At 61.0% G+C, this 18,788-nt stretch carries 18 protein-coding genes; 4 read left to right on the top strand and 14 right to left on the bottom strand.

The window, feature by feature from the left end:
* Window positions 1–135: 135 nt before the first annotated feature.
* Both argF and AC0T4W_RS05755 read left to right on the top strand, forming a co-directional pair.
* Entirely contained in the window at window positions 136–1,056 is a 921-nt protein-coding gene (gene argF, locus AC0T4W_RS05760) for an ornithine carbamoyltransferase (RefSeq protein WP_476317278.1), read from the top strand.
* On the top strand, window positions 1,053–2,159 hold the full coding sequence (locus tag AC0T4W_RS05755) for an ABC transporter ATP-binding protein (protein WP_476317275.1): 1,107 nt from the start codon (window positions 1,053–1,055) through the stop codon (window positions 2,157–2,159). The genes argF and AC0T4W_RS05755 overlap by 4 nt, the downstream gene beginning before the upstream one ends.
* Before the next feature lies 1 nt (window position 2,160).
* Here the strand turns inward: AC0T4W_RS05755 and AC0T4W_RS05750 are convergent, their stop codons facing one another.
* The 3 genes from AC0T4W_RS05750 to ybaK all read right to left on the bottom strand — a co-directional run bounded on the left by AC0T4W_RS05750 (window position 2,161) and on the right by ybaK (window position 5,054).
* Complete coding sequence (locus AC0T4W_RS05750) at window positions 2,161–2,961, bottom strand: PhzF family phenazine biosynthesis protein (RefSeq protein WP_476317272.1); 801 nt, start codon at window positions 2,959–2,961, stop codon at window positions 2,161–2,163.
* Window positions 2,962–3,058: 97 nt separating this feature from the next.
* Entirely contained in the window at window positions 3,059–4,546 is a 1,488-nt protein-coding gene (glpK, locus tag AC0T4W_RS05745) for a glycerol kinase GlpK (RefSeq protein WP_476317269.1), read from the bottom strand.
* Between the two features lie 37 nt (window positions 4,547–4,583).
* A complete protein-coding gene (gene ybaK / locus AC0T4W_RS05740; RefSeq protein WP_476317266.1) occupies window positions 4,584–5,054 on the bottom strand; it encodes a Cys-tRNA(Pro) deacylase in 471 nt (156 codons plus the stop codon).
* A gap of 97 nt (window positions 5,055–5,151) precedes the next feature.
* Between ybaK and AC0T4W_RS05735 the strand changes: the two genes are divergently transcribed.
* Together AC0T4W_RS05735 and glpD are read left to right on the top strand one after the other, a co-directional pair.
* On the top strand, window positions 5,152–5,910 hold the full coding sequence (locus tag AC0T4W_RS05735) for a DeoR family transcriptional regulator (protein WP_476317264.1): 759 nt from the start codon (window positions 5,152–5,154) through the stop codon (window positions 5,908–5,910).
* Between the two features lie 134 nt (window positions 5,911–6,044).
* Window positions 6,045–7,586: a glycerol-3-phosphate dehydrogenase gene (gene glpD / locus AC0T4W_RS05730; RefSeq protein ID WP_476317261.1), complete on the top strand. Its 1,542-nt coding sequence runs from the start codon at window positions 6,045–6,047 to the stop codon at window positions 7,584–7,586.
* 9 nt (window positions 7,587–7,595) lie between these two features.
* Here glpD and AC0T4W_RS05725 read toward each other — a convergent pair whose 3' ends face one another.
* From AC0T4W_RS05725 to AC0T4W_RS05675, 11 genes are all read right to left on the bottom strand, one after another.
* Window positions 7,596–8,321: a TadE/TadG family type IV pilus assembly protein gene (locus AC0T4W_RS05725; protein WP_476317258.1), complete on the bottom strand. Its 726-nt coding sequence runs from the start codon at window positions 8,319–8,321 to the stop codon at window positions 7,596–7,598.
* Window positions 8,293–8,745 (bottom strand): tetratricopeptide repeat protein, encoded by a 453-nt coding sequence (locus AC0T4W_RS05720; protein ID WP_476317255.1) that lies wholly within the window; start codon window positions 8,743–8,745, stop codon window positions 8,293–8,295. The genes AC0T4W_RS05725 and AC0T4W_RS05720 overlap by 29 nt, the downstream gene beginning before the upstream one ends.
* A complete protein-coding gene (locus AC0T4W_RS05715) occupies window positions 8,733–9,086 on the bottom strand; it encodes a DUF192 domain-containing protein (RefSeq protein ID WP_476317252.1) in 354 nt (117 codons plus the stop codon). The genes AC0T4W_RS05720 and AC0T4W_RS05715 overlap by 13 nt, the downstream gene beginning before the upstream one ends.
* Window positions 9,086–9,964 carry a type II secretion system F family protein gene (locus AC0T4W_RS05710; protein WP_476317249.1) on the bottom strand — a complete coding sequence of 293 codons (879 nt, stop codon included), beginning with the start codon at window positions 9,962–9,964 and terminating at the stop codon, window positions 9,086–9,088. The genes AC0T4W_RS05715 and AC0T4W_RS05710 overlap by 1 nt, the downstream gene beginning before the upstream one ends.
* A 2-nt stretch (window positions 9,965–9,966) precedes the next feature.
* Complete coding sequence (locus AC0T4W_RS05705) at window positions 9,967–10,824, bottom strand: type II secretion system F family protein (protein ID WP_476317246.1); 858 nt, start codon at window positions 10,822–10,824, stop codon at window positions 9,967–9,969.
* Window positions 10,825–12,459, bottom strand: a complete 1,635-nt coding sequence (locus AC0T4W_RS05700) for an ATPase, T2SS/T4P/T4SS family (protein WP_476317243.1) — start codon at window positions 12,457–12,459, stop codon at window positions 10,825–10,827. It abuts the gene before it with no gap.
* A 9-nt stretch (window positions 12,460–12,468) separates the two neighbouring features.
* Window positions 12,469–13,920: a type II and III secretion system protein family protein gene (locus tag AC0T4W_RS05695; protein WP_476317240.1), complete on the bottom strand. Its 1,452-nt coding sequence runs from the start codon at window positions 13,918–13,920 to the stop codon at window positions 12,469–12,471.
* Between the two features lie 106 nt (window positions 13,921–14,026).
* A complete protein-coding gene (cpaB, locus tag AC0T4W_RS05690) occupies window positions 14,027–16,078 on the bottom strand; it encodes a Flp pilus assembly protein CpaB (RefSeq protein ID WP_476317237.1) in 2,052 nt (683 codons plus the stop codon).
* A gap of 100 nt (window positions 16,079–16,178) precedes the next feature.
* Complete coding sequence (locus AC0T4W_RS05685; protein WP_476317234.1) at window positions 16,179–17,207, bottom strand: hypothetical protein; 1,029 nt, start codon at window positions 17,205–17,207, stop codon at window positions 16,179–16,181.
* Window positions 17,207–17,872, bottom strand: a complete 666-nt coding sequence (locus AC0T4W_RS05680) for a hypothetical protein (RefSeq protein WP_476317231.1) — start codon at window positions 17,870–17,872, stop codon at window positions 17,207–17,209. The genes AC0T4W_RS05685 and AC0T4W_RS05680 overlap by 1 nt, the downstream gene beginning before the upstream one ends.
* A gap of 3 nt (window positions 17,873–17,875) precedes the next feature.
* Window positions 17,876–18,787 carry a hypothetical protein gene (locus AC0T4W_RS05675; RefSeq protein ID WP_476317228.1) on the bottom strand — a complete coding sequence of 304 codons (912 nt, stop codon included), beginning with the start codon at window positions 18,785–18,787 and terminating at the stop codon, window positions 17,876–17,878.
* Window position 18,788: the final 1 nt, after the last annotated feature.

The raw sequence follows: 18,788 nt of genomic DNA, 5'->3' as shown, positions 1-18,788 counted from the left end.
TGATCGGCGTTTGCTTATAAGATCGCGACTTCCCCGTTTCGTCGCATAGTGCGGCCCCCCAGCCGCAGGTTCTGCCGTTTCTTCTATTTAATTAGGCCATTGAACCTGCGCCCAGCTGTCAAAAGGTAGTTAACGATGAGCGCAAGACACTTTCTCTCGCTGATGGATTGCACACCTGACGAACTGGTGAGCCTGATCCGCCGCGGCATGGAGCTGAAGGACTTGCGCAATCGCGGCGTACTGTTCGAGCCGCTGAAAAATCGCGTGCTGGGCATGATCTTCGAAAAAGCCTCAACCCGTACCCGCCTGTCGTTCGAAGCCGGCATGATCCAGCTCGGCGGCCAGGCCATTTTCCTCTCGCCGCGCGATACCCAGCTGGGCCGTGGCGAGCCGATTGGCGATGCCGCCATCGTTATGTCGCGCATGCTTGATGCGGTAATGATCCGCACCTTCGCCCACAGCACCCTCACCGAATTCGCCGCCCACTCGCGCGTGCCGGTGATCAACGGCCTGTCCGACGACCTGCACCCCTGCCAGCTGCTGGCCGACATGCAGACCTACCAGGAGCGTCGCGGCAGCATCAAAGGCAAGACCGTGGCCTGGATTGGCGACGGCAATAACATGTGCAACTCCTATATAGAAGCGGCCATGCAGTTCGACTTCCAGCTGCGCGTCGCCTGCCCTGAAGGCTATGAGCCGAACGCCAAGTTCCTCGCCGCCGCTGGCGAGCGTGTGCAAATTTTCCGCGATCCGCTCGCCGCCGTTGCGGGCGCCCATCTGGTGAGCACCGATGTGTGGGCCTCCATGGGCCAGGAAGACGAAGCCGCCGAACGTCTGAAGCTGTTCCGGCCTTACCAAGTCACCCGTGCCCTGCTCGATGCTGCCGCAGAAGACGTGCTATTTCTGCACTGCCTGCCAGCTCACCGTGGCGAGGAAATCAGCGAGGATCTGCTCGACGACCCACGCTCGGCAGCCTGGGATCAAGCCGAGAACCGCCTGCATGCACAAAAGGCACTGCTCGAATTTCTAGTTGAACCGGCGTACCACCACGCATGAGCCAGCCCCTGCTGAACCTGCGCGACCTAAGTTGCGGCTACCCCGGACACAAGGTGGTGCAGAACCTCAATCTGCACCTCAATGCCGGCGATATCGGTTGCCTGCTCGGCCCTTCTGGCTGCGGCAAGACCACCACGCTACGCGCCATTGCCGGTTTTGAGCCGGTGCTGGAAGGCGAGATTCAGCTGGCTGATCAGGTTATCTCCAAAGCCGGCTTTACCCTGGCCCCGGAGAAACGTCGGATCGGCATGGTGTTTCAGGATTACGCGCTGTTCCCGCATCTGAGCGTGGCCGAGAACATCGGCTTCGGCATCCGCAAGCAGCCCAACTGCGAGCGGGTTACCCAGGAGCTGATGGAACTGGTCAAACTCGGCCACCTCGGCAAGCGCTACCCGCACGAGCTGTCCGGCGGCCAACAGCAGCGCGTGGCTCTGGCCCGCGCGCTAGCGCCGGAACCACAACTGCTGCTGCTTGATGAGCCGTTTTCCAACCTGGATGGCGAACTGCGTCGGCGCTTAAGCCATGAAGTACGCGACATCCTCAAGGCGCGCGGCACCAGCGCGGTTCTGGTCACCCATGACCAAGAAGAAGCCTTCGCCGTCAGCGATCACGTCGGCGTATTCAAGGAAGGCAAGCTTGAGCAGTGGGATACCCCGTTCAACCTCTACCACGAACCGCTAACGCCCTTTGTCGCCAGCTTTATCGGCCAGGGCTACTTTATTCGCGGCCAGCTACTTAGCCCGGATGCGGTGCAAACCGAGCTGGGCCTGATTCGTGGCAACCGGGATTACACCTGGCCGACCGGCAGCGCGGTGGACGTGTTACTGCGCCCGGACGACATCGTCTACGACCCGGACAGCACGCAGAAAGCCTTGATCGTCGGCAAGACTTTCCTCGGCGCCGCAACCCTATATCGCCTGCAACTGCCCACCGGCAGCCAGCTGGAATCAATCTTCCCCAGCCACGCCGATCACTTGCCCGGCCAGCAGGTCGGCATTCGCGTTGCCGCCGATCATCTGGTGGTGTTTGCCGCTGCGGGTAGCATCGCCGCCCAGGTCAACCTGGGTGAGTCGGGGGTACGTCGCTACAGCAGCGACAGCTGACTCACCCCAACATCAACCGGCCACTGGCGATCAACAATGCCTGGCCGGCAATCTTTACTCGCTCACCAACCCACTCGCAGTGCAACTCACCGCCGCGCGCCGAACACTGGAAGGCACTCAGCCGGGTCTTGTCCAAGCGCTGCGCCCAATACGGCGTAAGGATGCAGTGGGTCGAGCCGGTCACCGGGTCCTCATTGATGCCGATGGAGGGGGCGAAGTAACGCGAGACAAAATCGTGTTGCTCACCAGCCGCGCTGATCAGCAAGCCCAATCCCGGCAACGTGGCCACTGCTGCCAGATCAGGCTCATACGCCCGCACCGCAGCCTCGCTCGACAGAATCACCAGCAGTTCCTGAACCCCCTGCCCTTCATGCAACGCCAGCACGCTTTCTACCGACAAGCCGAGCGCCTGCTCAACTTCTGTGCGCAAGTCGCTCGGCTGTGCCCGGCGCACAGGGAAATCCAGCACCAGCTGAGCGCCCTGGCGGCTGACCCGCAGTGCGCCGGATAGACAGGTGAAATCGAGCACCTCACCCGGCTCACCGTAGACCTCGAACAGCACATGGGCACTGGCCAGAGTGGCATGGCCGCACAACGGCACTTCCGCCGTCGGGGTAAACCAGCGGATATGCCAGGCCGCGCCCTCCTTCACTACAAAAGCGGTTTCCGCCAGGTTGTGCTCGGCGGCAATCTGCTGCATCAGCGCGTCGTCGAGCCAGCTGTCCAGGCGATAGACCATCGCCGGGTTACCGGTAAACGGCCGCGTGGCAAAGGCATCGACCTGGTGAAATTCAAGCTGCATGGGGCACGTCCTCAGTGATTTCTTTCAAGCATGCCTGAGCCTTAATCCGTATGAGCGCTACAGCTATGCGCGCATTGGGCGATACAGCAACCCTCCCTCAGTTTTCGCTGCGCACCCTGTTCACCGCATCCAGCCAGCCGTCATAGAGTTTGCTGCGATGGCTGTCGGCCATGCGGGGGTCGAAGCGCTGCTGGCGATGCCAGTGCCGGGCGATGCTCGCCAAATCCTTGTAAAGCCCGGCTTGCAGACCCGCCAGATAAGCCACACCCAGCGCCGTGGTTTCGGTGATCTCAGGACGCTCCACCGGCACCCCAAGGATGTCAGCGAGAAACTGCATCACCCAGTTGTTCTCCACCATACCGCCATCAACACGCAGCGCGCTCGGCTCGGCCGCGCCGTCCTGGCGCATGGCTTCGAGCAGGTCGCGGGTCTGATAGCACACCGACTGCAGGCCGGCGGTGACGATTTCCTTGATCCCGGTGTCGCGGGTCAGACCAAAGATGGCGCCACGGGCTTTCGGGTCCCAGTACGGCGCACCGAGGCCGGTAAAGGCCGGTACCAGATACACGCCGCAAGCATCGCCAGTTTGCTCGGCCATGGCCTCGGTATCGCGGGCATGACTGATCAGCTTGATGCCGTCGCGCAGCCACTGCACAGCGGCACCAGCAACGAAAATGCTGCCTTCCACCGCATAGGTGACCTGGCCATTCAGGCGATAACCAACCGTGGTGAGCAGGCGATTTTTCGAAGTGACCGGCGTGCTGCCGGTGTTCTGGATCATAAAACAGCCGGTGCCGTAGGTACTCTTGACCATGCCCGGCTCGAAGCAGGCCTGGCCGATCAGTGCGGCCTGCTGATCACCGGCCATGCCCAGTACCGGAATCGCAGCCCCAAGCAGACCAGGCTCGGTGCTGCCAAAGTCGGCAGCGCAATCGAGCACTTCGGGCAGCAGGCTGGCGGGAATCTCGAATAGCTTGAGCAGTTCCTCATCCCACTGTTGGGTGTGGATGTTGAACAGCAGGGTGCGTGAGGCGTTGCTGGCGTCAGTCTTGTGCGATTTGCCGCCGGTTAGGCGCCACAGCAGGAAGGAATCCACAGTACCAAACCGCAGCTCACCGCGCTCGGCACGCTCACGGGCACCGGGCACCTTCTGCAAAATCCAGCGCAGTTTAGTCGCGGAAAAATACGGGTCGATCAGCAGCCCGGTCTTGGCCGCAACCGCCGCCTCATGCCCGGCCTCTTTCAGCTCGGCGCAGTAATCGGCGGTGCGGCGGTCCTGCCAGACAATCGCCGGATGGATCGGTGTGCCTGTTTGCGCATCCCACACCAAGGTGGTTTCGCGCTGGTTGGTGATGCCGATAGCGGCCACATCACTGGCACTCAGGCCGCTTTGTTTAAGCGCCTCACGGCAGACCTTGAGGGTGCTCAGCCACAGCTCTTCGCCATCATGCTCAACCCAACCGTCCTGGGGAAAATACTGCTTGAACTCCTGTTGCGCACGCGCCACGGGTAAGCCCTGAGCACTAAAGACAATCGCCCTACTGCTGGTGGTGCCCTGGTCGATGGCAAGCAGGTAATGAGACATGCAGATTTCCTTGTTTTTATAAGTTGTAGAGCGGCTGCTAGCCGCGACCAATAGGTGCAAACAACGCCTGCGTCAGCTGCGCCAGCACGGCGGCCTCCAGCTGCACTTCCAGCCCGCGCCGCCCGGCGCTGACGTAGAGAGTCGGAAACTGCTGCGCCGACTCATCAATAAATGTACGCAAACGCTTCTTCTGCCCCAGCGGGCTAATGCCGCCGAGCAGGTAACCGGTGGCGCGTTGCGCTGCAGCGGGGTCAGCCATATCGGCTTTCTTTACTCCGGCGGCATGAGCCAGGGCTTTCAGATCAAGCGTGCCGGCTACCGGCACCACCGCCACCAGCAACTCGCCCTTCTCGCTGGCTGCGAGTAGGGTCTTGAACACCTGAGCAGGTTCAAGATTGAGCTTTTCTGCCGCCTCCAGGCCATAGGAAGGCGCCTTGGGGTCGTGGTGATAACTGTGCACCTGATGCACAACCTTGGCTTTTTTCAACAGATCAATGGCAGGCGTCATGTTCGAATGTGAAAACAATCTGACAGATTTGGCGTACCTTAGCCGCAAATTGGCTGCGGCGACAGCCTATAATGTCGCGCACTTTAAAGGACTCACCATGACCCTGCCGCCCCGCCAACACGACATTCTCGAACTTGCCCGCGAGCGCGGCTATGTCAGCATCGACGAGTTGGCCCAGGCGTTTGCCGTCACCCCGCAAACCATCCGCCGCGACATCAATCAGCTCGCCGAACAGGGTTTGTTGCGCCGCACCCACGGTGGTGCTGCCAGTGAAAGCTCAAGCACGCAGAACACCGCCTACAGCATGCGCGCCGGGCAAATGCGCGATGAAAAACAGCGCATCGCCGCCGCCATCGCCGCGCAGATTCCCAACCACGCCTCGCTCTTCATCAATATCGGCACCACCACCGAGGCGATAGCCCGCGAACTGCTCGGCCACAAAGGCCTGAAAATCATCACCAACAACCTGCACGTGGCTGCCCAGCTGAGCGCCAAGGCTGACTTCGAGGTGCTGCTGGCGGGCGGCACGGTGCGCAGCGATGGCGGCATCGTCGGCCAGGCGGCAGTGGATTTTATCCAGCAGTTCAAGGTCGACTTCGCCCTGGTCGGCATCAGCGGTATCGATGAAGACGGCAGCCTGCTCGACTTCGACTACCAGGAAGTACGGGTCTCACAGGCCATTATCAGCAATGCGCGCCAGGTATTTCTGGCCGTCGACTCCAGCAAGTTCGGCCGCAATGCGGTGGTGCGCCTGGGCTCGGTTGCTCTGGTTGATCGGGTGTTTACCGATGCGGCGCCTTCTGCGGCAATCAATCGCCTACTGGCAGAGCACAAGGTTCAGCTCGATTTGGTGTAAGCCAAGGCCTCAGCTTAAAAAACAACAACCACTGGGCGCGAAAGCGCACTCCGGGGTGGCAAAGCCGTGGTTATTCGACTAGCATATTTTCGAAAGTGAACATTCAAAGTTCAATACTGACCTTCGGTGCCGCCATGCCTACTCGCCCTGCCAGCAACACTCCACTCGCTGAAGTCTATGACCTGGCCGTAATCGGCGGCGGCATCAATGGCGTGGGGATTGCCGCCGACGCAGCCGGGCGCGGCTTGTCCGTGTTCCTTTGTGAAAAGGACGACCTGGCGCAACATACCTCTTCGGCCAGCAGCAAGCTGATCCACGGTGGCCTGCGCTACCTGGAACACTACGAGTTCCGCCTGGTGCGCGAGGCACTGGCCGAGCGTGAAGTGCTGCTGAAAAAAGCCCCGCATATCGTTAAACCCATGCGCTTTATCCTGCCGCACCGCCCGCACCTGCGGCCGGCCTGGATGATCCGCGCCGGGCTGTTTCTCTATGATCATCTGGGCAAGCGTGAGCAGCTGGCAGGCTCGCGCGGCCTACGTTTTGGGGCCGGTAGCCCGCTGCAGGCCGAGATCAGCCGTGGTTTCGAATACTCCGATTGCTGGGTCGATGACGCCCGCCTGGTGGTGCTCAATGCCATGGCTGCCCGCGAGCAAGGCGCCCACGTGCACAGCCGCACCCGCTGCGTCAGCGCGCGGCGTAGCAAGGGCTTGTGGCATATCCATCTGGAGCGCAGCGATGGCAGCCTGTTCTCGATTCGCGCCCGCGCCCTGGTGAATGCCGCCGGCCCCTGGGTGGCGCGCTTTATTCGCGAAGACTTGAAGCAGGAGTCGCCCTACGGCATTCGCCTGATCCAGGGCAGCCATATCGTCGTGCCGCGCCTGTTCGATGGCGAGCAGGCTTACATCCTGCAAAACGAAGACCGCCGCATCGTCTTCGCCATCCCCTATCAGGAGCGCTTCACCCTGATCGGCACCACAGACCGCGAATACCAGGGTGACCCGGCCAAGGTGGCGATCAGCGAGGAAGAAACCGACTACCTGTTGAACGTGGTCAACGCGCACTTCAAAAAGCAAATTCAGCGCAGCGACATCCTGCACACTTATTCCGGCGTGCGCCCGCTGTGTGATGACGAGTCGGACGACCCATCGGCGGTCACCCGCGACTACACCCTGTCGCTGTCTGGCCACCCCGGCGAAGCGCCGCTGCTCTCTGTGTTCGGCGGCAAGCTCACCACCTACCGCAAGCTCGCCGAATCGGCGCTGGCGCAACTGGCGTCCTTCTTCCCCAAGATGGGCCCAAGCTGGACCGCCAGCAGCCTGCTACCCGGTGCGGAGCAACTGGACAGTCAGAGCGCACTGGTGGAAGCCCTATGCGCCCGCTTTGGCTGGTTACCCACCACCCTGGCGCGGCGCTGGGCCAGCAGCTACGGCAGCCGCAGCTGGGTGATGCTTAAAGGCGTAAGTAACCTTAGCGATCTGGGCGAACATCTGGGCGGCGGCCTGTACACCCGTGAAGTCGACTACCTGTGCCAGGAAGAATGGGCCATGCAGGCTGACGACATTCTCTGGCGGCGCAGCAAACTCGGGCTGTTCACCACCCCGGCGCAGCAAGCCAAACTCGACAGCTACCTGCATATCGAATCACCGCGTAGCCCGGAAGATGCGCACGCGGCCTGAGTGGGTGTTTCAGGGGCAAAGCATCTTCTTGCCCGCGCCGCAGTTTTGCGCGTCATGCACGGCTGCCGACTGCATGCGCACCGTAGCCTCAGACGTCAGGACAAAGCCCTTGCGCTGGCCGCAGATGGCGGCGTACTCGTCCCATGACTGCTTGGAGTTTTCGCTGAAGCTGCCGCCGGATTGACGCTGATTGAATTTCGAGGCGCTACTGAGCATGTTCTCGACCATGGGCACGATCAGTTTGACGCAGTACTGCACGCGGATTTTCAACAGGTTGGCATCTTGAATCGACACCGGGTTCTGCTGGGCTGAGCGGTACATCAGGTTGTCATTGGGGATGGCTTGAGCAGTTTGGCCGCTGCTTAGCAGCCCGGCATGGGGCACTTGCCAGGCGTTGAAGCTGTTGAGCGCCGGGCTAATGCGGGTGATCAGCACGAAGTTGTCGACCTCCTCGGCGGTTTTGTCCATCCGCTCGGCCTCTGGGAACTGCGCAAACATCGGGTACATACCGCGCAGCAGACCACGGCGCATGCTGTCGTACTGGGCGTTGTTGACCGCACCCAGGCGCGCCGCCTGAAAGGCCGCGTAGTTCAGCCCACTTTTGGCCGAGTAGATCAGCGTGGCTTGAAACGCCCCAAAGATCAGCAGGATCAACACCGGGATGATGATCAGGAACTCAACCATGGCCTGACCACGACCTTGCCGGCTACTCGCTGCTGGCGGGGGCGTGTTCATTGAACACCTCGATCAGTTGCTCGGCGCGCTCCAGGGCCGGGCGTGCCCTGGGATTTTTGCGGTCCAGATAACGCCGCGCCTCCATGGCTGTCAGGGTCAGTTCCTGCGCTTGCAGCTGCATCAGGTTGTACCAGGCACCGGCGTGCTGCGGGTCACGGAGCAAGGCTTCGCGGTAGGTGCGGATCGCCAGGCCGTGATTGCCTTCGCGCGCCAGGCTATTGGCCAGGCGATAACGGGTATCGGCATCGGTGGGCATCTGCGCCGCCAACTTGGCGTAATACTCGCTGGAGCGCGCGTAGTTGCCTTTGGCGTAGGCCTGTTGCGCCTGGTGCTCAAGGTCGAGCAGGTCGTTGGAGCTGCCAAGCCCGAGCCCGGCACAGCCCTGTAACACGACGCTCAGGGCGATGATGATTAAGCCACGCATTGGATCTGGTCCCCCGCAGTAATGTTCAGCCGCTGGCATTCGCCTGCGGCCATTTCGATAACGCTGTTAGCCGGCCAGCACAGGCTCAGTTGCCAGGGCCGCAGCTGTGCGCGGATGTGCAGCACCCGCTGTTGTTCATCCAGGTAGATCACATCAATGGCAAAGCGCATAAACCAGCAATGCACGGAGTTACACGGCCGCAACCACAAGCCGTGGCCGGCCGGCAAGGTTTTATAACCGAGCAATCCGCGTAAGCGCGCCCAAGGTGTGTGGGCAAGTTGCAGCTGTAATCGGCTGGACGGAAGATTGTCAGCGGCGTGCACAACCATCGCTTCATGCATCAGGTTTGCCCCATAAACTTGACCACAATCGGGAACAGCAAGATCACGAAAGTCAGCGGGAAGATGAACATGATCAAAGGGATGATCAGCTTCACGGGGGCCTGCATGGCGGTTTTCTCGGCGCGCTGAAAGCGCTCTTCCAGGCGCTGCTGGGCCTGAATCTGCAGGGTATTGCGCAGGCTGCTGCCCATCTTCTCGGCCTGCACCACCGAGCGTACGAAGGTGGTGACATCCTTCAGGTTGATGCGTTGCTCCATGCGCGCCAGCGCTTCGGCGCGCGGCAGGCCGGAGCGGATATCACGCAGCACGATGCGGAACTCGTTTTTCATCGCACCATCCGGACCTTTATCCACGGCCTGCTGCAAGGCACCAAGGAAATTCAGGCCGGCGTCTACGCACATGGACAGGTATTCGAGAAACACCGGCAGGTTGCGCACAATGTCGCGGTCGCGGCGTTTGTGCGTATCGCTAATCCACATCACGGGCAAGGCGGCGCCCATCAGCAGCATCAGCAACACCACCGACCAGAGAATGCCGCTCTTGCCGCTGGCCATCGGCAGAATCGCCAGTAGCGGAAACAGCAGCGCCATGGTGATACACAGGGCAAGAAAGTCTTCGGCGGTGAGCACGTAGAGCGCGCCGGTGCGCTGCATACGCACGTCCAGCCAGTCCATGAACTTGGGCGGCAGGTTGCTGCAGGCAAAATGGCTGACCAACCGCACCAGTGGCCAGATCGGGCGAATCCAGCCGGGCACCGGGTCCATGTAGGTGCGGTTTTCCTGGGGCAGTAATGTGAGCAGCGACAACACCGCAAGTATGATGCAGGTGACGGTCACCCCTAGGCTGGCGCTGCTGAACAGGACAAGAAGTTCGCTCATGATCAGGCGTCAATCCGGGTGATTTTTTTGATGAACATAAAGCCCAGCACTTCCATCACCACCATCACCGCCAGCACCATCAGGCCGTTGCGGGTGGTGTAGAGCTGGCGCATGGCTTCCGGCTCGATAAAGCTGAGGATGATCGCCAACATGATCGGCAGCATGGCCATAAACGTGCCCTGGGCGCGGCCTTGGGCGGTGAGGCTGTCGATCTTGCCTTCCATGACTTTCTTGCGGCGCAGCATGGCGGCCATGCCGTTGATGGTTTCCACCAGATTGCCGCCCACCTCGCGGCTGATGCGAATGGCCGAACTGGCCATGATGAACGAGGCTAAGGGCAGGCGCTTTTCCAGCTTGATTAGCGCATCTTCCAGGGTTACGCCGAGGCGGATGTTCTTGATCAGCAGGCCGAACTCCTGGTTCAGCGGCGCCGGCGATTGATGCACCACGTTCTCCAGCGCCATATTCAGGCTGGCACCGGATTGCAGGCTACTGGACAGCAGCATAAAGGCATCAGGCAGCTGCTCTTCGAACTTCTTCAACCGTGCCTTGCGCAGGTGATTGAACATCAGGTGCGGGGTGAACAAGGTCAGCACAATGCCCGCTGCCGTGACCACCGGCAGTTTAAACAGCAGCTCAAGCAGCACCGGCACCAGCAACAGCAGCACCAGGGTGATGATCACCACTTGCCGGCCGCTGGTGAAAATGAACATGTCGGCCATTTCCAGCTCTGCGCGGCGGGAAAACTGCCGACGGTAGTGGTCCAGATTGTCCGCCATGCGCCGGCTGATCAGCAGGGCCAGGGCGCAGACCGAAACGGCCAGCAGCAGCGCGCACAACACCAGCCACACGGCGGCCACTTACAGGCGCTCCTGGGTGTGGAAGATATCCATGTTCACGCCAATGCCGCGCTTGCTCAGCGCTTCATAGAACTCGGGCACTTGCCCGGTGGCGCGGTAATGGCCCTTGACTCGGCCCTGCTCGTCAAAGCCTTGCTGCTGGTAGGCAAAGATCTCGTTGAGCAGAATCGTGCTCTGTTCCATGCCGGTGACTTCGGTGATGCTGATGATGCGCCGCGAGCCATCGCCAAAGCGGGTTTGCTGCACGATCAGTTGCACGGCCGAGGAAATCTGTTCGCGAATGGCCTGCACAGGCAAATCCATGCCGGCCATCAGCACCATCACTTCCAGGCGGCGCAGCATGTCGCGCGGCGAATTGGCGTGGCCGGTGGTCAGTGAGCCATCGTGGCCGGTGTTCATCGCCTGGAGCATGTCCAGGGCTTCACCGCCCCGGCACTCGCCGACCACGATGCGGTCGGGGCGCATGCGCAGGCAGTTGCGCACCAGGTCGCGAATGGTCACCTGGCCTTTGCCTTCCATGTTGGCCGGGCGCGCTTCCAGGGAGACCACGTGGGGTTGCACCAGTTTCAACTCGGCGGCGTCTTCGATGGTCACCACGCGCTCATCCAGCGGGATGAAGTTGGAGAGAATGTTCAGCAGGGTGGTTTTGCCCGAGCCGGTGCCGCCGGACACGACAATATTCATCCGCTGTTCAACGGCAATACGCAAAAACTCGACCATGGGTTCATCGATCGAGCCGTAGCGCAGCAAGTCATCGGTGGTGAGCTTCTTCTCCGAGAATTTACGGATGGTCAGGCACGGCCCACGCAGCGCCAGCGGCGGGATGATGGCGTTGACCCGCGAGCCGTCCTTGAGGCGTGCATCGACCATCGGCGAGCTTTCATCGATGCGCCGGCCCAGCGGCGAAATAATCCGCTCGATGGTGGACAGCACCGCCGAATTGGAGCTGAAGCTGATACTGGTGCGTTCCAGGCGGCCTGAGCGCTCCACGTAAATATCGTCGTAACGGTTGACCATGATTTCCGAGACGCTGGGGTCGGCCAGCAGGTCTTCCAATGGCCCCAGTCCCACAGCTTCGTTGATTACGATCTTGTGCAGAATCTCGCGGCTGAGCGTGGCCGGCAGGCGATGGGCGATCTGCTCGGTAATGCCGTTGATCAACTCCGACAGGCTGTTGCGCACCTCCAGCGGTCCCATGCTGTCGAGGTTCATCCGTCGCAGGTCCATGGCGCGGAACAGTTCCGCCTGCACGTACTGCGACCACTCCATATAGACTGTGTTGTCTTCGCCGCTGGCCGTTATTGCTGGCGGCAGAGGTGCATCAGCCTCGGCTGCGGTCTGCTCCAAAGCGCGCACCTGCAGGTTGTAGGCGCCGATGCCGATCAGGTCTTCCGGGCTGAGCGGGCCGAAGCGCTCCACCGGTTTGCCGTTAACCAGCAGCTCGTTGCCACGGCTGATATTTTCCACAAACAGGCCGCCCAGCGACTGTTCGATGCGCGCGTGATTGGGCGCCACCTTCCAGCCCCGCAGGCGTACCAGCCCGGTGCGCGCTTTGCCTACGTCGCATTGCGCCGAGGTGCAGGTGAGCGTGTCGAGTAGCTCGCCGCCTTTATAGGTCACCACCACTTCAAACATGCTCAGCCCTCAATCGATTAGTTCGAGATTGCCAACGGTTTTGGCGTACTTCTCGATCATCTGTTTCTCGCGGGCGAGCTCTTTGACGTTCGGCGAGTCGGCGCCCTCGGTGAGCAGGCGCGGGGTGATAAAAATCACCAGTTCGGTGCGGTTGCCTTTGTAACTTTTGTTGCGAAATAAGCCGCCGATGTACGGGATGTTCATCAACCACTTGATGCCTTCAATGGTTGACTGGCTGTCTTCGGTCACAAGGCCGGACAGCACCAGGGTCTCCCCCACTTTGAGCTGCACTTCGTTCTCGGTGCGGCGGGTTTTGAAGGCCGGGTATTCGCCGACCTGATTGGCTTTGTCCAGCTGGCTGATTTCTGCCTTGACGTTGGTGGCGATGGTTTCGCCGCCGTACAGTTGCGGCTCGATATTGAGCAGGATGCCGAAGTCCTTGTACTCCACCGAAGGGCCGTTGATGCTGCTGGTCACCACCGGTACCTGGCCGCCAACGGTCAGCTCCGCCTTGCCGCCACTGCGGGCGCTGAGCCGTGGTGAGGCCAGGGTCAGGGCCGAGCCGTTTTTCTCCAGCAGGTTGATCCGCGAGGTGATCTCGCTGGCCACCCCCCAATAGGCATGGGAACCGACATTACCAACCGCGTCATTGAGGTCGTCAAAGGTGCCGGTGGCACTGGGGAACTGGCCCCGGTAGAGGTTGTTGGTGCCACCGTCGGCGTTGAAGGCGAACGTCGGGCCATTGATGCTGGTGCTCCAGTTGACGCCCAACTCTTCGACGTCGTCTTTAGCGAACTCGGTGATGCGCACATCGAAGTAAATCATCGGCGCGAGAAACTTGGACATCGGCTGGGCCAGCACCAGCAGGTCCGGGTAGCGCTCCTTGAGCAGCTCAATGCGGGTGATGTCGATGGCATCCAGATCGCCGTCGATGACAATCTGCCGGCCTACCGCTTTGATTTGGATGCCGGGAATTTGCCCGAGCATGGCCTTGACCTCTTGCAGCACCTGAGCTGAATCGGCCTTGGTGGCGGCACCGGTTTGCTCTTCGGCCAGCACCAGCACGTTTTCATAGAACTTGGCGGCTTCCTTGACGCGCGCCAGGTACTCACTGCTCAGGCGCCCCTCAAGCACCACCTGACGGCCCACGGTGCGGATGCGCAGCCCCGGGATATCGGACAGCAAGGCGCGTAATTCGCCGACCTGGCGGTAACCATTGGCCTTGGCGACCACCACGCTGACTTGTTTGCGCTCATCGCCTTCAAACCACAACTGCACCGTGGTTTCCCCCGGTGTTTCTGCGGTGATCACTACCTCTTCATTCTTCAGCATGGTGGCGCTGATGATCGCCACATTGCCCACGGCCACCCGTTCCACACCGGGCGCCAGCAGCACATGCACATCGCCGTCGTACAGCACCATCGCTGCGGGAATCTCGTCGGCCTGAACCTGCAGGGCCATGGCGGCACCGCACACTATCGATAACACTCCTAGCCTTTTCATTGTCGCTCCAGCGTGTGCAATTGAGTGAGCCCGCGCAGGCACTGCCCGCGCGCAGTGGTGAGGGTTATTCAAGGCGCAGGGTCTGCACCGGAATAACCCCAGCGGTGCCTGTACCGCCAGGGATAAACTGGATCATGCGGGCCGGCTCCAGGCGCTTGTTGCGCGCTTTGCCTGACTGCTCGCTGGGCAGGTTGGCGGCCTGTTCAGCGGCCACCGTCAGACCGCTGACCAGCACGTTGCCGTTACCATCGACGAGCTTGCCGTTGAGCAGTTTTCCGGCGACCTTGCCGTCGGTGCCCACTACGGTGTCGCCGCGCAAAGTACCGATGATGTTGCCCTCGGCATCACGCACCACGACCTTGGCGTCGCCCTGGACGGCCACCTTGGCACCCGCCACCGCCTGCCCGGCCAGATCGCGGACTTGGCCATCTTTGACGCTGCCAACCTTGCGCCCCTGGGCATCAATAATGTCGTCACCCACCAGGGCGCCGATTACCTTGCCGGAAGCATCGCGCACCACCCGCACGTTGCCCTCGACGGGGCGGCCGTTGCTGTCGAGTTGGATACTTTCGACCTGGCCGAGCACCTTGCCGTCGCGGCCGATCACCTTGCCGTCCTTGACGGTGCCGAGCACTTTTCCCTCGGCATTGAGCAGTTGGCCATCGACCACCCGGCCGATAATCTTGCCTTCGGCATCGCGCGCCACCTGGCCCATCTCGCCAACGATATTGCCTTGCGCGTCTTGCACCACGGTGCTGATGCTGCCGAGCGGTTTGCCGTTTAGATCAAACGCTTTGCCGTCGCGTTGGTGCCCGATCACCTGGCCCTGGGCATCGACGATCGTGTCGCCGTCGACCGTACCGAGCACTTTACCGGTCGCATCACGCACCACCTGGCGTTCTTGATTAGCTGGCGCCGCGTGGTCCTGCACCCGCGAGCGGCTCATGTCGACCACGCGGCCCTGGCTGTCGAGCACGACGTTGGCTTCAACCTTGCCCAGCGACTTGCCATCTACCCCAACAGCCTTGCCATCGACCACGGTACCAATGGCGTTGCCGCTGGCATCGATGACCTTGCCATCGACCACGCGGCCGAGCACATTGCCCTGCTCATCGCGTACCACCGTGGCGCGCTCATGCATGCGTAGCAGAGGATCGTCCGCGTTAAGGCCGCGAACAGTACGGCCTATCACGTTGCCGTCGAAGCCTACCGCTTGCCCGTCAACGACTTTGCCGACGATGCGCCCATCGGCAGCGACAATGTTGTCGCCGACAACGCGCCCAAGCAGATTACCGTCGGCATCCACCACCACATCGATCAGCTCCTGGGGCGGCGGGTCCAGCAGGTTGGCGACGGTGACCTGACCCAGCGCAGCCATGCTGGTGTCTTTTGGGTGGCGCAGGACGGCGACCATTTCTCCGGCCTTTTCCGCCAGCTCAACCCGCGCCACCTGGGCCGGTGTAAGCATCAGCGACAAGGTGGAGAAGTTCATGTTGAAGCCGTCGGGCGTGCTCTGGTCGTAGTAGTTCTCGTACTTATGGCCGCTGGCATCTTCACGGCCTGCGGCTAACACGACGATGTCTTCAAGGATGTTGATCACCACATCATCGGCATAGTTGGGCTGCTTTTGCAGGCCGATGTCGCCGGCGGCAAAACTGCCCAGCAGGTCGATGTGGTCGCCGGGACGCAGCATGCCGTCAAAGGAATTGATCTTGCTAATTTTGACCGTCTTGACCCGCTTGCCCAGCTCGACGTTCTCCGAAAAACGCGAGACGCGTTCCTGCTCTACGGCATCCCAACTGATCGGCCGGCCACGTTGCAGGGGCGCAACCGTCATGCGGCCTTCAAGCTTGGGCCAGTCCTCGGCCAGAACGACATTGGAGGCCAGGTAGTCATTGGGCACATCCAGGGTGGCAACCAGCGCCTGGGTCAGCACCTGAGCCTTGCCGATGTCGGCCCGTGGCACGACCACCGTGACCTTCTGCTCAACCGGCGGGCGATAGGCGTCGCGGTACTGGGCTTCCTTGGATTTCAGGTACATCCAGCCCATGGCCCCGGCGAGCACACCACATGCCACAGCGATGATCAGCAGTTTCTTTCCTGATACAGATGACATGGAGCTCCCTAGTACAAAAAGTGCTGCGCCGCAGGTGCGCAATGGTTTTTCTATACGTTGCAGCGTTTGCAGCATGTGTGGCGGGCTTCGCGGATGCGCATCAATTGCGCCGCAGCGACCACTGCGTCCCGGTAGCGGGGTTATTGGTTTGCAGCACGGAGAAGCGTGCCTTGCAGGCATCCGCCGTGCTGTCTAGGTAACTGAGTTGGGCTGCGGGGGCGCTGAACTGGTCAGACACATTGCTGCCAATGGCTACGCTTGCGCCTTCGGCCGGCAAGGGGCTGACCTGCTCGGCGGCCCAGCCATAGGGGCGCACGATGCACAGCGAATGGTTGTTCCAGGCGGCCTCGGTCTCTGGGGCGAGGTAAAGGCTGACCAACTCGCCAATGATTTTGCTAGCGTTGGTGAATGTGCCACTGCTGCTGATCAACGCATCACTCCGGGCATACACCAGCCCCGCCGCTTCATAAGCAGCGACGAAGGTTTTGCCATCAGGGCCGTACATCAGCACGTCACGGGTGGCGATGGGCGTCAGCCCTGCGGGCTGCTTGACTAGCGCCTTGCCGGTGATGGCATTGAAGTACTTTTTGCCATCCAGATAGGCAAAACCCAGCACTTCGCCGCTGGTGTTGGCCAGTGCTTGCAGCACCAGGGGCTTACCGTTGCTGTCGACAAAGACCTGGCTGATGCTGAAGCCGGGATAGAGAACCTGGCCATTGGCATCAACCAGGCTGCTGTTGCCCGATGCATCGAGGGCGTACGTGCCGATCACATCGCCATTGGCAGCAAGCAGTTGGCCATTTATCACGCGCCCGACGTACACGCCGGTGGCGTCATACACCTCGTTCAGTACCGCGAGTGCATCGTTGGCGGGCTGTTCCGGCTCGCTCGGCGGCGGTGGCACGGGCTGGCCGTCATCAAACGGTGGCTCGGGGCTGGGCTCAAGGATCCGCACCGCCTCATTGTTGTACAGCTGAACCTTGTTCATCTCGCTGGAGTAGGTTTTGTAGCTGCTGCGCACGTTATCGAACAGGCGCCCAACATCGTTTCCCGTCAGCATCAGCGCCGCACCGGCGACGCCGAGCACCACCAGGTACTCGGTCATGGATTGTCCGCGCTGGGCTCTCATCAGCGGTCCATCCGGTTGACCAGGATCTGAGTCTTGTCCTGATGGCGTAACAAGCCGACCGTCATCAACTCACGCTTGCGGCTGTAGCTGAGCACCACACCGTTGGCCTGCTGACTGCGCTGCTCCAGGTTCCAACCTTGCTGCTTGAGCTCGGTTTCGTACCAGCGGGCCGTGGTGTGCATGTCCTCTTCATTGAGCAGCAGCACCATACGGCCTTGGCGAATATCGTCATCGCTGCGCATATCACTGATCACCTGGGCGCCTGGCGGCACCGGCATACCGTCCCCCAGCACTTGCGCTGCACCAGCACCTGTCGGTGGGTTGGTGATAAGCAGCTGGCCGTAGCTGTAACGCTCGTTCTGACGCTTTGCCTGAATCATCATCATGCAGTGTTGATTGATATGCAGGATCTGCTCCCAACCGTTGAACGCCGAGAAGTCGACCTCATCGGCCCAGGCCTCGGCATAAAAATCTTTAACGCTCGCCAGATCGGCGGGCACGCGAAAACTGCGCCCAGCCATGGGCGTCTGGTTCCACTGAATATTGCTGCCGATGCTGGCGAGCAGCATGTCCGGCATCAGCGGGAAATCGTCGTAGTCACACTCGGCCTGCGCCGAATTGGCAGCCAGGAACAGGGTGAGGAAGAGCAGCGGGATTATTTTCATAGGCTATTCGAAGTAACAGAACCCGGTGCTGTTGGTGCATTTAGCCGGCTTATCCGGAATAGGCTCGATGCCGACATGGTCAAACTCGACATTCTTGAACGAGGGTTCAAAGATGCCGATGGTCGAGATGATGGTTTCAATCAGGGGATTGCTAAGCATGGTGCCCACGGCAAAGTCGTCGGCACGTTCCTTGAAATGATGCTCGCCCTGGGCGTTCCAGCCGTCGGCAAGCACTGCGGACTGGGCGCGAATATTCAGCTGCTTGTCCAACGCGCCGCCAAACAGCGGTTTACTACCCAGCCGGCTACCGGCCATAGAAACGGGAATGACGATGCTGGGGTTGTAGAGGTTCTCGGTCTCGTGGGCCACTTGCAGAAAGTCGTCATCCTTGGCGATTTTCAGAAAGCTCAGCACTTTCATCACGCTGCCCATGGCGTCGTTGTAAATGCCGATCACGTCGTAGCTGTAGGACGGCGTGTCCTCTGCACTCAAACTGGAGTTGCTCGGCATGCTGCCCGTGGCGCTCATCGGCTTGGCTCCGCCGCCGTGGGTCCAGCGCCATAGCGTGTTGTTGCTGGCGGTGTTTACGCTGCCATCGATGTCGGCGGCGGTGAAGGGCTGAGTCACTGCGGAGTAGGCCATCAGGCGTTTTTCCGCAGTTTTCAATATCGCTTCATTGCCGCGTTGCGCGGTATCGCCGTGGCCGGTCTCGCCCGGCGCTTTGTCAGTGTCAAACCAGACGGTGCGCTCCCAGGCCACATAACGCGCCACCTGCTGGGCGGTGTAGGCCATGTCGGCCAGCTTGGCCACCACGGGCACCAGCACGAACAACAGCAGCACGCCGCCCGCGACCATCACCACAAATTCCGCCATGGCCTGGCCGCGCATACGGGTTTTGGATGTCTTGGCGGCCATG

It is taken from the genome of Pseudomonas sp. C7.1 (assembly GCF_056312395.1).
The sequence above is the reverse complement of the archived record's forward strand: the minus strand, read 5'-3'. Positions and strand labels throughout refer to the sequence as shown.